Here is a 12,476-nt window from a genome sequence, read left to right on the forward strand (position 1 = left end):
CATGGACACCGCCACCCCCAACCCGCGCCATGTGCGCCCCCCGCTGTGGGCGCGCCTGGCCGGCAAGCTGCTGGAACCGTGGATCGCGCTGCGCTGCGATCCGGCCGACATCGCCGCCCAGATCCCGGCCGGCCGCCCGGTCTGCTACGTACTGGAGCGCTACGGCCTGTCGAATGCGCTGATCCTGGAACGCGCCTGCCGCGAGGCCGGCCTGCCCTCGCCGCTGCTGCCGCTGCCGGGCGACCCGCTCGGCCGCAACCGCGCCTACGTCGCGCTGTCGCGCCGGCGCAGCTCGGTGGTCGGCCGCCCGCGGACCCGCACGCATTCCGACAGCCTGGCCCGGCTGCTGGAGAGCCACCGCGACCGGCCCGACGCCGACACCCTGCTGGTGCCGGTGTCGATCTTCGTCGGCCGCGCGCCGGACCGGCAGAGCGGCTGGTTCCGGGTGCTGTTCTCCGAGAACTGGGCGCTGGTCGGCCGCTTCCGCCGCCTGCTCGCCATCCTGCTCAACGGCCGCAACACCCTGGTGCAGTTCTCGCCGCCGGTGGCGCTGCGCGACGTGCTCGCCGAGGGGCTGCCGCCGGAACGCACCCTGCGCAAGCTCAGCCGGCTGCTGCGCGTGCACTTCCGCCGCATCCGTACCGCCGTCATCGGCCCGGATCTGTCGCACCGCCGCCTGCTGGTCAGCCGCGTGCTCGACGCCGAGCCGGTGCGCCGCGCGATCGCCGACCAGGCCCGCCGCGACGGCAGCAGCTACGCCGACGCCTGGCGCAAGGCGCATGCCATGGCGCTCGAAATCGCCGCCGACTACTCGCACCCGGTGGTGCGCTCGGCCAGCTTCGTGCTGACCCCGTTCTGGAACCGCATCTACGATGGCATCACCGTCCATCACCTGGACACCATCAAGCGGGTGGCACCGGGACACGTGGTGGTCTATGTGCCCTGCCACCGCAGCCACATCGACTACCTGCTGCTGAGTTTCCTGCTCTACCAGCACGGCATCGTGCCGCCGCACATCGCGGCCGGCGTCAACCTCAACCTGCCGGTGATCGGGCCGATCCTGCGCCGCGGTGGCGCGTTCTTCCTGCGCCGCAGTTTCCGCGCCAACGCGCTGTACTCGGCCGTGTTCAGCGAGTACGTGGCGCAGCTGCTCGGCGAGGGTTTCTCGCTGGAATACTTCATCGAGGGCGGGCGCTCGCGCACCGGCCGCCTGCTGGAGCCCAAGGGCGGAATGCTGGCGATGACCGTGCGCGCCTACCTGCGCCAGCCGCGCCGGCCGGTGGTGTTTCAGCCGGTCTACATCGGCTACGAGAAGCTGATCGAGGGCAAGAGCTACCTCGACGAACTCACCGGCCAGCCCAAACAGAAGGAAACCGTCTGGGCGCTGCTGCGCGCCGCCGCCGGCATCCTGCGCCAGCACTACGGCAAGGTGGCGGTGAGCTTCGGCGAGCCGATCCGGCTCGACGACATCCTCGCCGAGCACGCCCCGGACTGGCGCGCGCAGGCGATCGCGCCGGAAGACAAGCCGGCCTGGCTGGCCGCGGCGGTGGACGACCTCGCCCACCGCATCCAGGTCAACATCAACCGCGCCGCCGACGTCAACCCGGTCAACCTGCTGGCGCTGGTGCTGCTGTCCACGCCCAAGCACGCGATGAGCGAGAGCGACCTGCTCGCCCAGCTGGCGCTGTCGAAACGGCTGCTGGCGGCGGTGCCGTACTCCGACCGCGTCACCGTCACCGCGCTCTCGCCCGAGCAGATCATCGCCTACGGCGAGCGCATCGGCGTGTTGACCCGCATCCGTCATCCGCTCGGCGACGTGCTCTCGGTCGAGGGCGAGACGGCGGTGCTGCAGGCCTACTACCGCAACAACATCCTGCATCTGTTCACCGCGCCGGCCTGGATCGCCTGCTGCTTCCAGAACAACCGCCGCCTGAGCCGTGCCGGCGTGCTGCAACTGGGCCGCGCGGTCTACCCGTTCATCCAGGGCGAACTGTTCCTGCCCTGGAGCCAGGACGGATTCGCCTCCCGGCTGGAGGCGACACTCGCCGTCTTCATCGAGGAAGGGCTGCTGAGCCAGACTGGCGACGGCGACGACGCCTGGCTCAGCCGCAGCCAGGGCCAGACCGATGAAGTCTTCCGCCTGCGCGCCATCGCCCACAGCCTGCAACAGGCCTTCGAGCGCTACTACATCGCCATCGCCATCCTGGTGAAGAACGGCCCCGGCACGCTCAGCGCCGGTGAGCTGGAAAACCTCTGCCACCTCACCGCGCAGCGGCTGAGCCTGCTCTACGCGCCGGCGGCGCCGGAATTCTTCGACCGCGCCCTGTTCCGCGGCTTCATCCAGCGCCTGCGCGAGATGCAGCTGGTGTGGACCGATGCCGAAACCAAGCTGGTCTTCGGCGACCAACTCGAGGCCTGGGCCAAGGATGCCAAGCTGATCCTGGGCCGCGAACTGCGCCACACGATCATGAAGATCTCCCCGGAGACCGCGCGCGCGGCGGCGGCGGACCAGGGGGGGTGAGTTTTTCCCGGGTCCCGCGGCCCCGGTCCCGGCCGCTCAGGCATCCAGGTCGGGAATCAGCCGGCTCTCCAGCCGCGCGATCACATCCTTGAGCTGCAGCTTGCGCTTCTTCAGCCGCTTGATCTGCAGCTCGTCGGCGCCGGGGTCGGCCGAGAACCGGGCGATGGCCGCATCCAGGTCGCGATGCTCGATCTTGAGCTCGGTCAGCTTGCGCGCGATTTCGGCCGGATCTTCAGGTGGCTGCATGCGGTCCTCCCGGAACCGCCAGCTTACTCCCGGCGTCGGCGCGACGACACCGGTAGAATGACCGGCCGATGTCCGGGCCATCCCTACCGATGAACCTCACCCCGCTCCCCGCCGTCGCGCCCGCGCCGGCCGCCGACCCGTACGAGCTGAACAAGCTCGCCAAGCGCCTGCGCCGCCAGGTCGGCCAGGCCATCGCCGACTACGGGATGATCGAGGACGGCGACAAGGTCATGGTCTGCCTGTCCGGCGGCAAGGACAGCTACACCCTGCTCGACATCCTGCGGCAGCTGCAGAAGAAGGCGCCGGTGCGCTTCACGCTCACCGCGGTCAATCTCGACCAGAAGCAGCCCGGCTTTCCCGAGCACGTGCTGCCGGACTACCTGCGCAGCATCGGCGTGGATTTCCACATCCTCGAGCAGGACACCTATTCGGTGGTCAAGCGCGTCCTGCCCGAGGGCAAGACGATGTGCTCGCTGTGCTCGCGCCTGCGTCGCGGCGCGCTGTACCGCTACGCCGAGGAGCAGGGCTTCACCAAGATCGCGCTCGGCCACCACCGCGACGACATGGTGGCGACGTTCTTCATGAACCTCTTCCACCACGCCAAGCTCAGCGGCATGCCGCCCAAGCTGCTCAGCGACGACGGCAAGCACGTGGTGATCCGACCGCTCGCCTATTGCAAGGAAAGCGACATCGCCGCCTACGCGCAGTGGAAGGCCTTCCCGATCATCCCCTGCAACCTGTGCGGCTCGCAGGAGAACCTGCAGCGCAAACAGGTCGGCCGCATGCTGGCCGACTGGGAGCGGCAGTTCCCGGGCCGCATCGAGCAGATCGCCCGCGCGCTCGGCGACGTGCGCCCCTCGCAGCTGGCCGACCCGAAGCTGTTCGACTTCCTGGCCCTCGGCGCCCGCGGCGGCGCCGTGCCCGACGCGCATGCCTGGCTGGCCGGCGAGCCGGCGAGACCAGAAGCGCGTGAGGAGGCGTGAGAAACGAGGCAAGAACCACAGCCAACCACATCGCAGGCGGGGGCTTCCCTCGTTTCTCACTCCTCCTCACTGTTTTCTGACCGATGTTCTTCCGCAACCTCACCTTCTTCCGCTTCCCCCCCTCGCTCGCCAAGGCGCTCGACGAACTCGACGCGCGCCTGGAGGACTGCCGGCTCAAGCCGGTCGGCCCGCTGGAAATGAGCTCGCGCGGCTTCGTCTCGCCGTTCGGCCGCGACGAGCCGGCGCTGACCCACCGCGTCGGCGACTGCATCTGGCTCACCGTCGGCGGCGAGGACAAGATCCTGCCGGCGGCGGTGGTCAACGACGTGGTCGCGCGCAAGGCTGCGGAGCTGGAGGAGCGCGACGGCCGCAAGCTCGGCGGCCGTGCCCGCAAGCGGCTCAAGGACGAGGTGCTGCACGAGCTGCTGCCCAAGGCCTTCGTGCGGCCGGTGCGCACCAATGCCTACCTCGACCTGGAGCACGGCTTCATCGCCGTCGACACCTCCTCGCGCAAGCAGGCCGAGGCGGTGGTGTCGGAGGTACGCCACGCGCTCGGCTCGTTCCCGGCGCTGCCGCTCAACGCCGAGGTCGCGCCGCGCGCCGTGCTCACCGGCTGGATCGCCGGCGAGGCGCTGCCCGACGGACTGACACTCGGCGACGAGTGCGAGCTCAAGGACGGCCTGGACAAGGGCGCGGTGGTGCGCTGCCAGCGGCAGGAGCTGGTCGGCGACGAGATCGCCAAGCATCTGGAAGCCGGCAAGCAGTGCTCCAAGCTCGCCCTGATCCTCGACGATCACGTCGGCTTCGTCCTCGGCGAGGACCTGATCGTGCGCAAGCTCAAGTTCCTCGACGGCGCCGTCGAATCGCTGGAAAACACCGAGCGCGACTCCCTCCACGCCGAGATGGACGCCCGCTTCGCCCTGATGAGCGGCGAACTCAAGCGCCTGTTCGCCACCCTCGAAGCCGCGCTCAAGCTCAGCCGCGCGGAGGGGTGAGCCACGCGGCAAGGCCCTGCCGTCCGGGTCTTGCTTCGCGGCGTGCCGCCCGCCAAGCTCGCCGCATGCCCCAGCTCAAGCGCCGACCGTCCCGCACGCTCGAACGCCAGACGCTGACGCTGTCGTTGCCGGACGGCCGCGCGCTGGAGGTGCAGCAGGTGCGCGATCCGCGCGCGCGGCGGATCCGGCTGGTGGTGAACGCGCGCGGCGTGCGGCTGACCGTGCCGCACGGCGTCAGCCTGCGCGCCGCGCACGATTTTCTCGCCACACAGCGCGACTGGCTGACCGCGCAGTTGCCGCGCTTCGCGGTCGCGGCCGGCGACGCACCGTCGCTGCAACCGCACCAGACCGCCGTCTTGCCGCTGCGCGGGGAGTCCTGGCCGGTGCGCTGGCAGGAGGGCCGCTACGTCCGCGTCGCACAGGACGGTGCGCTGCTGCGCATCCAGTGCCCGCCGCAGACGGCCGGCACCGGCCTGCGCCGCGCGCTGCAGGAGTTCTACCTCGCCCAGGCGCGCGCCGACCTCGGCCGCTGGCTGCCGAAGTACCTGCCGACGCTGCCGCGCCCGCCGCGGACGCTGCGCATCCGCCCCCTGCGCTCGCTGTGGGGCTCGCTCAGCCCGTCCGACGCGCTGTCGCTGGACCTGGCGCTGGTGCTGGGCCGGCCGCGCGCGTTCGAGTACGTGCTGGTGCACGAGCTGTGCCATCTGATCCAGCCGAACCATTCGCACGCGTTCTGGCGCGAGGTCGAAGCGCGCTTCGGCGACTGGCGCGAGGAGCGCGACTACCTGCACGGCGAGGGGCCGGCGCTGAAAGCGCAGCTGCGGGCGCTGACCACGCCTTGACGGTGGCGGTCGCCGCTCAGCCGGCGAGGAAGGCAGCCAACTCCCGCGCCACCGGCGCGGGCGTCTCCATGTGCAGGTGGTGCCCGCCCGGCAGGACCACGGCGCTGCCGTCGCGCAGGCAGGCCAGCCGCGCCTGGCGCAGCTCGGCGCCGAAGTAGGGCGGCGACTGCGCCGCGGCGATCAGCCTTACCGGGCATTCGACACCGGCCAGCCACTCGCGCACGGTGCCCTCGTCGGCACGCAGCGCCGAGGTCAGGCGCAGGCGCGGGTCGCTGCGCCAGACGAAGCCGCCTTCCACCGGCGCGATGCCGCGCTCGACCAGCAGCCGCGCCGCCGGTTCGCTCAGGCCGTTGGCCTGCATCCGCGCGCGGACCGCCGCGGCCGGGTCGGGAAACACGCGCAGACTCCGCCCCACCGGCCCGCGCCGCTGCAGCAGCGCCTCGCGCAGCCGCGACAGCGCGCCGCCGGGCGTGCCGGCCAGCGGCCCCAGCGCCTCGATCAGCGCCAGCCGCTCGACCCGCTCGGGCGCGGCGGCGGCATACAGCGTCGCCAACGCGCCGCCCAGCGAGTGCCCGAGCAGACGGCCGCGCGCCCAGCCCAGCGCGTCGAACGCGGCGTCGATGTCGAGCAGGTAGTCGATCAGCCCGTACTCGGCACCGGGCGGGCGGTGGTAGGAGTGTCCGTGCCCGGGCAGGTCGAGCGCGACCAGGTCGATGTCCGGCAGGTGCGGCAGCAGCGGGAGAAAGCTGGCGGCGTTGTCCAGCCAGCCGTGCAGGGCGAGCACCGGCGGCGCGCCGGCCGGGCCGTGGCGCAGCGCGGCGAGGCGGCCGCGCGGGGTGTCGAGCAGGATCTCGCGCATCAGCGCAAGCGCGGCTTCAGCAGCGCCGCCAACGCATCGACGTGGGCCGGCTCGTCGTTGAGGCAGGGGATGTAGCCCAGCGTCTCACCGCCGGCCCGGCGGAAGATGTCCGCGTTCTCCACGGCGATTTCCTCCAGCGTCTCGATGCAGTCCACCGCGAAGCCGGGGCAGACCACGTCGACGCGCTTCACGCCGTCGCGCGCCAACGCCTCCAGCGTGTGGTCGGTGTAGGGCTGCAGCCACGGTTCGCGACCGAAGCGCGACTGGTAGGCCAGCCGCCACTGGTCGTCGCGCAGACCGAGCGCGGCGGCGATGGCCTTGGCGCTTGCCAGGCACTGTGCCGGGTACGGGTCGCCGGCGTCGGCGTAGCGCTGCGGAATGCCGTGGAAGGAGAACAGCAGCTTTTCGCCGCTGCCATGTGCGGCGCGATGGGCGCGGATCGACGCCGCCACCGCCGCCACCCAGCCGGCGTCGCGGTGGTAGTCGGCGACGAAGTCCAGCGCCGGCACGCACCGCCAGCCGGCCAATTCCTTCGCCACCGCGTCGAACACCGAGGCGCTGGTGGTGGCCGAATACTGCGGATACAGCGGCAGCACGATCAGCCGGCCGAGGCCGGCATCGTGCAGCTCGCGCAGCACCATCGGCAGCGAGGGGTTGCCGTAGCGCATCGCCAGCCGCACGGTGACCTCCGGCAGCGCCGCCTGCAGACCGTCGGCCAGCTTGCGCGACAGGGCCAGCAGCGGCGAGCCGTCCTCGCCCCAGATCGCGGCATAGGTCCTGGCCACCTTCCGTGCGCGCCATGGCAGGATCACGCCGTGCAGCGCCGGGCACCACAGCCAGCGGCTCAGGTCGACCACCCGCCAGTCGTGCAGGAACTCCGCCAGGTAACGCCGCACCGCCGCCGGGGTCGGTGCGTCGGGGGTGCCGAGGTTGACCAGCAGCACGGCGGTGCGGGCGGGGTCGGCCGGGGTGGTGGGGCCGGGGCGGTAACGGATGGGCATGGCGGGCGTTCCGGCGGCGGGGCCGCATTCGACAGGCTGGGCGCGAACCGTATCATTGCCGATGTCGACGCGCGGCTCACGCGCGGTTCATTGCCCCGGCCGATACTGGCCGCGATCCTCATGTGCCCCGCGGAGTCACGTCCATGCGTCCGATCCTCGCCGCCCTCACCCTGCTCGCCGCGCTGTCCGCCGCGCCCGCCCACGCCGGCGCCGTCGAGAACCAGCGCGCGGCCGAAGCGGTCAAGGTGCTCGACCAGCTCATGCTCGTGCCCGAACAGTCCATTCCCGAGCGGCTGCTGCGCGACGCCTACGCCGTCGCCGTCATCCCCGGCGTGGTCAAGGCCGGCCTGGTGGTCGGCGGTCGCCATGGCCGCGGCCTGATCTCGGTGCGCGGCGCCGACGGCACCTGGAGCTATCCCAGCTTCATCACGCTCACCGGCGGCAGCGTCGGCTTCCAGGCCGGCGTGCAGAGCACCGACGTGATCCTGGTGTTCCGCACCCAGCGCGGCGTGGACAACATCGTCCACGGCAAGTTCACCCTCGGCGCCGACGCCGCGGTGGCCGCCGGCCCGCTCGGCCGCCGCGCCGAGGCCTCGACCGACGCCCAGCTCAAGGCCGAGATCTATTCCTATTCGCGCAGCCGCGGCCTGTTCGCCGGCGTGGCGCTGGATGGCGCGGTGCTGTCGATCGACCACCGCGCCAACCAGCGCGTGTATGGCGCCAACACCACGCCGCGCGCGATCTTCGAAGGCCGGGTCAGCGGTGCCAGCGACGCGCTGGTGGACTTCCGCGACCGGCTGGAGGAATACACCGCCCGCTGACCGGCGGCGGTCGGGCGCCCGCCCCGGCCCCGACGTCCGCCGCAGGGCGACGCCCGCGCGGCTGCGCTATCCTGAGCGCCTCCCACCCTTCACCGGATTCCATCATGGGCAGCTTCAGCATCTGGCACTGGCTGGTCGTGCTCGCAGTGGTGGTGCTGCTGTTCGGCACCAAGAAGCTGCGCAACGTCGGCTCCGACCTCGGCGCGGCCATCCGCAGCTTCCGCAAGGGCATGCAGGAGGGCGACGAGGGCGAGGGCAGCGCACCGGGCAAGCTGGGCAAGGGCCAGTCCGAGGACGCCTCGTCCGCCGACCGCCAGCGCGACGACTCCAAGCACTGAGCGCGGCCGTCGCGCGCGCATGTTCGACATCGGCTTCACCGAGCTGCTGGTCCTGGCGCTGGTGGCCCTGCTGGTGCTGGGCCCCGAGCGCTTGCCGCGCGCGGCCAGGATGGCCGGGCTGTGGGTGCGCCGGGCCAAGGCGAGCTGGTATTCGGTGAAGGCCGAGCTGGAACGCGAGCTGGCCGACGAGGAACTCAAGCGCAGCCTCAAGGACGCCGCCCGCGAACTGCACGAGGCCGGCGACGCGCTGCGCGACGGCCTGCGTCCCCCCGTGTCGGGCGGTCGCGCCGACCGCACCGACGCGGCCACGCCCGCGCGCGATGACCGCGACGACGACAAGCCCGGAGCCGGCACGCCATGAGCGTCGCCCCCGAGCCGCAGGAGGAGAGCGTCCTCTCGCACCTGGTGGAGCTGCGCAACCGGCTGATGCGCGCGGTGCTGGCGGTGCTGGCGGTGTTCGTGCTGCTGCTGCCGTTCGCGCAGACGATCTACAGTGCGTTCGCCCAGCCGCTGCTGGCCAAACTGCCGGCCGGCGGGCAGATCATCGCCATCGACGTGGCCAGCCCGTTCTTCGTGCCGATCAAGCTGGCCTTCGTGCTGGCGGCGATGCTGGCGATGCCGATGGTGCTGTACCAGCTGTGGGCCTTCGTCGCGCCCGGCCTGTACCGCCACGAGAAGCGGCTGGCGGTGCCGCTGCTGGTCTCGGCCACGGCGCTGTTCTACCTGGGCTGCGCCTTCGCCTGGTTCCTGGTGCTGCCGGTCGTGTTCGGCTTCCTCGCCGCGGTCACGCCCGAGGGTGTGGCGATGATGACCGACATCAGCCGCTACCTGGACTTCGTGCTGGTGATCTTCCTCGCCTTCGGCTTCAGCTTCGAGGTGCCGGTGGCGGTGGTGATCCTGGCCGTGCTCGGCTGGGTCAGCGTCGAGCAGCTCAAGGCGGCGCGCTCGTACGTGATCGTCGGCGCCTTCGTGATCGCCGCCATCATCACCCCGCCGGACGTGATCTCGCAGCTGATGCTGGCGATCCCGATGTGCCTGCTCTACGAGCTGGGCATCGTGGCGGCGCGGGTGCTGGCGAGGGACAAGGCGCCGGACGCCGAGGGGTGAGGCCGGGCACCGCTTCCGACAATCACAGCTCCGCCACCGCCTGATCTTCCCGTGTCGCCGGCGGCGCACCGGCATCGCCGAACACCGCCTGCCAGGCCAGCAGGTTGCCGATCGCAGTGAGCGGCAGCAGCACCGCGAACAAGGCCAAATGCACCAGCACCTGGCCGAGCTGGCCCAGCGCCGCCAAGAGCATGCCGACGATGCCGATCGCGATCGACAGCACCAGCACCACGGCGATCAGCAGTGCCAGGTACAGCACCAACGCGCCGAGGTTGCCGCCGCAGGCGCGCAGGCTGGCGCCCATCGCCGCCCACGGCGAGCCGCCGCCGAACATCACCAGCGGCACCGCGAAGAACACCAGCGCGAAGACCACCAGCGCCGCCGCGATCATCTTGATCAGCACGCCGCCGAGGCTGCGGCCTTCGGCGGGCTGCACCTTGTCCGGGCTGGTGGCGCCCGAGGCCAGCTGCGCGAGCGTCTCCAGCCCGAACAGGTCGACGATCAGCCAGATCGACAGCAGGCCGGCCAGGATGCCCGGCAAGGCCAGCACCACCAGCGCCGGCAGACGGCCGGGCAGGCGGAAGGCCTGGAACAGCTGCACCACCTCGATGCGCCGGCCGGCCTGCGCCTCGCGGGCGGCGAACATCAGCCCGGCCAGCAGTGCCGGATAGAACAGGGTCAGCACGACCGAGCCCAGTACCGGCAGCAGACCGATCAGGCCAATCAGCGCGCCCATCGCCGCCAGCGGGCCGGGATGCTCGCCATACAGGCGGATCGCGCCCTTGAGCCATTCCGCACCGCGTCCCGCCTCGACCTTCCGGTACTGCATGTTCTCTCCTTTCCTCAACGGTGCCGCCGCGCCCGCCGCACGAAGCGGCGCAGCACCTCGCGCGCCTTCGGGGCCGCGCGCACGCCCTGCAGCAGCGTGCGCGGGCAGTGGCCCTCTTCGGCCAACGCCTGACGGCGGGCGTGGATGTAGCCGCGCATGTGCGCGGCGCTGAATTCGGGGTGGAACTGCACGCCCCAGACCTGCTCGCCGACGCGGAAGGCCTGGTACGGGTCGCCCGCGGTGCTGGCCAGCACCACCGCGCCGGCCGGCGGGTCGATCACCCGCTGGCGGTGGGTGAGCTGGGCATGGATCACCGCCGGCAGGCCGGCGAACAGCGGATCCCGCGCGGCTTCCGGGTGCAGCTCGACCGGCAGCGTGCCCATCTGGCGGCCGTGCGGATTCCAGTCCACCTTGCCGCCCAGCGCATGGGCGATCAGCTGGTGGCCGTAGCAGATGCCGAACAGCGGCACGCCCTGGCCGGCCGCCTTCGCCAGCCATTCGGCGCTGCGCTCGCTCCAGTCGTGACGCTCGGTGACCATCGCCCCCGAGCCGCTGACCAGCACGCCGGCGAAGCCGTCGCGGCGCGGCAGCGGCTCGCCCACGGCCACCCGGCACACCACCGCCTCGTCCGCAGGCAGCGCGGCGGCCACGCGGATCCAGTGCGCGAAGCTGCCGTGACGACGCATCGAGGGCACCGGCTGGCCGGTTTCGAGGATCAGGAAGGGACGGGGCATGGATTGAGGACGGAAACGGGGAATCTCGGGAACCGGAAACCGGCCGCTGCCTGCGGCAGCTCAGTCGGAAACCCGGTCGGAAACCGGGTCGGAAACCGGAAAAGCTCCGGTACGCCTTTCCGCTCGAGCGCGGCACCGCCGCGCAACCGATTTCCGATTTCCGATTTCCGACCAGCGGCCGGCCAGCCGCTGGCCGGCCGCTATACTAGCGCGCTTTCCGCAACGCTCCCGCGAGCACGGACACCCATGGCCGCGCCGACCTTCCAGGAACTGATCCAGACCCTCAACGCCTACTGGGCCGGGCAAGGCTGCGTGCTGATCCAGCCGCTCGACCTCGAGGTCGGCGCCGGCACCTTCCATCCCGCCACCTTCCTGCGCGCGCTCGGCCCCGAACCGTGGAACGCCGCCTACGTGCAGCCCTGCCGCCGTCCCACCGACGGCCGCTACGGCGACAACCCCAACCGCCTGCAGCGCTACTACCAGTACCAGGTGGTGATGAAGCCCAGCCCGGACGACATCGTCGAGCGCTACTTCGGCTCGTTGAAGGCACTGGGCATCGACCCGCTGGTGCACGACCTGCGCCTGGTCGAGGACAACTGGGAGTCGCCCACGCTCGGCGCCTGGGGCCTGGGCTGGGAGGTCTGGCTCAACGGCATGGAAGTCACCCAGTTCACCTACTTCCAGCAGGCCGGCGGCCTGGAGTGCCGGCCGGTGCTCGGCGAGATCACCTACGGCCTCGAGCGCCTGTGCATGTACCTGCAGAACGTCGACAACGTCTTCGATCTGGTCTGGACGCGCGGCCCGCAGGGTGTGGTGACCTACCGCGACGTCTATCACCAGAACGAAGTCGAGCAGAGCGCCTACAACTTCGAGCACGCCGACGTCGCCGAACTCTTTCACCGCTTCGACGCCTGCGAGAAGGAGGCACTCAAGCTGGTCGAACTCGGCCTGCCGCTGCCGGCCTACGACCAGGTCTGCAAGGCCTCGCACAGCTTCAACCTGCTCGACGCCCGCCGCGCCATCTCGGTGACCGAACGCCAGCGCTACATCCTGCGCGTGCGCAACCTCGCGCGTGCGGTGGCCGAGGCTTACCACGCCCAGCGCGAGAAGCTCGGCTTCCCGGGGGTGAAACCGGCCTGAACGCCCACATTGCGCACGCGGTCGCTCTGACATAGGATGCGGCCACTGATAGAAGCCGAC

Annotated in this window: 14 protein-coding genes; 9 read left to right on the top strand and 5 right to left on the bottom strand. The window is 71.3% G+C overall.

Annotated features, from left to right (window positions below):
- Position 1: 1 nt before the first annotated feature.
- The gene (plsB, locus tag HNQ58_RS00050) at positions 2-2,521 is read left to right on the top strand and encodes a glycerol-3-phosphate 1-O-acyltransferase PlsB (protein ID WP_183946737.1); all 2,520 of its coding nucleotides are present in this window, start codon (positions 2-4) and stop codon (positions 2,519-2,521) included.
- Between the two features lie 36 nt (positions 2,522-2,557).
- Here the strand turns inward: plsB and HNQ58_RS00055 are convergent, their stop codons facing one another.
- Positions 2,558-2,767, bottom strand: a complete 210-nt coding sequence (locus HNQ58_RS00055) for a YdcH family protein (RefSeq protein ID WP_183946738.1) — start codon at positions 2,765-2,767, stop codon at positions 2,558-2,560.
- Between the two features lie 89 nt (positions 2,768-2,856).
- On the opposite strand from HNQ58_RS00055, the gene ttcA reads away from it, so the two are divergent.
- From ttcA to HNQ58_RS00070, 3 genes are all read left to right on the top strand, one after another.
- Positions 2,857-3,750: a tRNA 2-thiocytidine(32) synthetase TtcA gene (gene ttcA / locus HNQ58_RS00060; RefSeq protein ID WP_183946739.1), complete on the top strand. Its 894-nt coding sequence runs from the start codon at positions 2,857-2,859 to the stop codon at positions 3,748-3,750.
- 83 nt (positions 3,751-3,833) lie between these two features.
- Positions 3,834-4,745 carry a recombination-associated protein RdgC gene (locus HNQ58_RS00065; RefSeq protein WP_183946740.1) on the top strand — a complete coding sequence of 304 codons (912 nt, stop codon included), beginning with the start codon at positions 3,834-3,836 and terminating at the stop codon, positions 4,743-4,745.
- 65 nt (positions 4,746-4,810) lie between these two features.
- Positions 4,811-5,587, top strand: coding sequence for a M48 family metallopeptidase (locus HNQ58_RS00070; RefSeq protein ID WP_183946741.1), 777 nt, complete (start codon positions 4,811-4,813; stop codon positions 5,585-5,587).
- A gap of 16 nt (positions 5,588-5,603) precedes the next feature.
- Here HNQ58_RS00070 and HNQ58_RS00075 read toward each other — a convergent pair whose 3' ends face one another.
- Both HNQ58_RS00075 and hemH read right to left on the bottom strand, forming a co-directional pair.
- Positions 5,604-6,446, bottom strand: coding sequence for an alpha/beta fold hydrolase (locus tag HNQ58_RS00075; RefSeq protein WP_183946742.1), 843 nt, complete (start codon positions 6,444-6,446; stop codon positions 5,604-5,606).
- Positions 6,446-7,447, bottom strand: coding sequence for a ferrochelatase (gene hemH / locus HNQ58_RS00080; protein WP_183946743.1), 1,002 nt, complete (start codon positions 7,445-7,447; stop codon positions 6,446-6,448). Before hemH ends, HNQ58_RS00075 begins: the two co-directional genes overlap by 1 nt.
- A 143-nt stretch (positions 7,448-7,590) precedes the next feature.
- On the opposite strand from hemH, the gene HNQ58_RS00085 reads away from it, so the two are divergent.
- The 4 genes from HNQ58_RS00085 (at position 7,591) to tatC (ending at position 9,713) form a co-directional block, all read left to right on the top strand.
- Positions 7,591-8,268 (top strand): lipid-binding SYLF domain-containing protein, encoded by a 678-nt coding sequence (locus HNQ58_RS00085; RefSeq protein WP_183946744.1) that lies wholly within the window; start codon positions 7,591-7,593, stop codon positions 8,266-8,268.
- A gap of 104 nt (positions 8,269-8,372) precedes the next feature.
- Positions 8,373-8,606, top strand: a complete 234-nt coding sequence (tatA, locus tag HNQ58_RS00090; RefSeq protein ID WP_183946745.1) for a Sec-independent protein translocase subunit TatA — start codon at positions 8,373-8,375, stop codon at positions 8,604-8,606.
- 19 nt (positions 8,607-8,625) lie between these two features.
- On the top strand, positions 8,626-8,967 hold the full coding sequence (tatB, locus tag HNQ58_RS13275; RefSeq protein WP_183946746.1) for a Sec-independent protein translocase protein TatB: 342 nt from the start codon (positions 8,626-8,628) through the stop codon (positions 8,965-8,967).
- Positions 8,964-9,713, top strand: coding sequence for a twin-arginine translocase subunit TatC (gene tatC / locus HNQ58_RS00100; protein WP_183946747.1), 750 nt, complete (start codon positions 8,964-8,966; stop codon positions 9,711-9,713). The genes tatB and tatC overlap by 4 nt, the downstream gene beginning before the upstream one ends.
- A gap of 22 nt (positions 9,714-9,735) precedes the next feature.
- Here tatC and HNQ58_RS00105 read toward each other — a convergent pair whose 3' ends face one another.
- Complete coding sequence (locus tag HNQ58_RS00105; protein ID WP_183946748.1) at positions 9,736-10,542, bottom strand: BPSS1780 family membrane protein; 807 nt, start codon at positions 10,540-10,542, stop codon at positions 9,736-9,738.
- A 14-nt stretch (positions 10,543-10,556) separates the two neighbouring features.
- The gene (locus tag HNQ58_RS00110) at positions 10,557-11,276 is read right to left on the bottom strand and encodes a glutamine amidotransferase (protein WP_183946749.1); all 720 of its coding nucleotides are present in this window, start codon (positions 11,274-11,276) and stop codon (positions 10,557-10,559) included.
- Between the two features lie 246 nt (positions 11,277-11,522).
- Here HNQ58_RS00110 and glyQ point away from each other — a divergent pair, with 246 nt between their 5' ends.
- A complete protein-coding gene (gene glyQ, locus HNQ58_RS00115; protein WP_183946750.1) occupies positions 11,523-12,416 on the top strand; it encodes a glycine--tRNA ligase subunit alpha in 894 nt (297 codons plus the stop codon).
- The last annotated feature ends 60 nt before the right edge of the window (positions 12,417-12,476 follow it).

This window comes from Rehaibacterium terrae, assembly GCF_014202935.1.
Taxonomy (GTDB): domain Bacteria; phylum Pseudomonadota; class Gammaproteobacteria; order Xanthomonadales; family Xanthomonadaceae; genus Rehaibacterium; species Rehaibacterium terrae.

Excerpts from the sequence above, each read along its gene's own strand:
- tatA (WP_183946745.1), top strand. The coding sequence starts at position 8,373 with ATGGGCAGCTTCAGCATCTGGCACTGGCTGGTCGTGCTCGCAGTGGTG.
- tatB (WP_183946746.1), top strand. The coding sequence starts at position 8,626 with ATGTTCGACATCGGCTTCACCGAGCTGCTGGTCCTGGCGCTGGTGGCC.
- hemH (WP_183946743.1), bottom strand. The coding sequence starts at position 7,447 with ATGCCCATCCGTTACCGCCCCGGCCCCACCACCCCGGCCGACCCCGCC.
- HNQ58_RS00070 (WP_183946741.1), top strand. The coding sequence starts at position 4,811 with ATGCCCCAGCTCAAGCGCCGACCGTCCCGCACGCTCGAACGCCAGACG.
- glyQ (WP_183946750.1), top strand. The coding sequence starts at position 11,523 with ATGGCCGCGCCGACCTTCCAGGAACTGATCCAGACCCTCAACGCCTAC.
- HNQ58_RS00085 (WP_183946744.1), top strand. The coding sequence starts at position 7,591 with ATGCGTCCGATCCTCGCCGCCCTCACCCTGCTCGCCGCGCTGTCCGCC.
- HNQ58_RS00075 (WP_183946742.1), bottom strand. The coding sequence starts at position 6,446 with ATGCGCGAGATCCTGCTCGACACCCCGCGCGGCCGCCTCGCCGCGCTG.
- tatC (WP_183946747.1), top strand. The coding sequence starts at position 8,964 with ATGAGCGTCGCCCCCGAGCCGCAGGAGGAGAGCGTCCTCTCGCACCTG.
- ttcA (WP_183946739.1), top strand. The coding sequence starts at position 2,857 with ATGAACCTCACCCCGCTCCCCGCCGTCGCGCCCGCGCCGGCCGCCGAC.
- HNQ58_RS00110 (WP_183946749.1), bottom strand. The coding sequence starts at position 11,276 with ATGCCCCGTCCCTTCCTGATCCTCGAAACCGGCCAGCCGGTGCCCTCG.
- HNQ58_RS00055 (WP_183946738.1), bottom strand. The coding sequence starts at position 2,767 with ATGCAGCCACCTGAAGATCCGGCCGAAATCGCGCGCAAGCTGACCGAG.
- plsB (WP_183946737.1), top strand. The coding sequence starts at position 2 with ATGGACACCGCCACCCCCAACCCGCGCCATGTGCGCCCCCCGCTGTGG.
- HNQ58_RS00065 (WP_183946740.1), top strand. The coding sequence starts at position 3,834 with ATGTTCTTCCGCAACCTCACCTTCTTCCGCTTCCCCCCCTCGCTCGCC.
- HNQ58_RS00105 (WP_183946748.1), bottom strand. The coding sequence starts at position 10,542 with ATGCAGTACCGGAAGGTCGAGGCGGGACGCGGTGCGGAATGGCTCAAG.